This is a genomic window from Providencia sp. Je.9.19, from assembly GCF_051129765.1.
Lineage (GTDB): Bacteria > Pseudomonadota > Gammaproteobacteria > Enterobacterales > Enterobacteriaceae > Providencia.
Map to the genome: position 1 here is coordinate 1 of NZ_JBCPSS010000044.1, position 375 is coordinate 375.

2 tRNA genes are annotated in these 375 nt (G+C 44.5%); both read left to right on the plus strand.

From position 1 onward, the window contains the following. The first annotated feature begins 50 nt into the window (after positions 1-50). Positions 51-127: transfer RNA gene (locus tag AAZR93_RS21640), tRNA-Ile, on the plus strand. A 145-nt stretch (positions 128-272) separates the two neighbouring features. Then, a tRNA-Ala gene (locus AAZR93_RS21645) sits at positions 273-348 on the plus strand. Positions 349-375: the final 27 nt, after the last annotated feature.

Below are 375 nucleotides of genomic sequence, written 5' to 3' on the forward strand. Positions count from 1 at the left end.
GTGACGTGTCCACACAGATTGTCTGATGAAATAGAAGTAGCGGTATCAATAGGCTTGTAGCTCAGGTGGTTAGAGCGCACCCCTGATAAGGGTGAGGTCGGTGGTTCAAGTCCACTCAGGCCTACCACTTTTCACTTACGCTGTGTTGTTGCTTAGCTCGTTTACCCAAAAGTAAACTTCGCCAAGACAACGCCTTGCTTAAGTAAAAAGACCTTAATGATTAGAAAGACTAAAATCTGATAATTGTTATTATTGATATCGAAAACCTTTATGGGGCTATAGCTCAGCTGGGAGAGCGCCTGCCTTGCACGCAGGAGGTCAGCGGTTCGATCCCGCTTAGCTCCACCATAAATTTTTTCTGATTATTCAGAATAG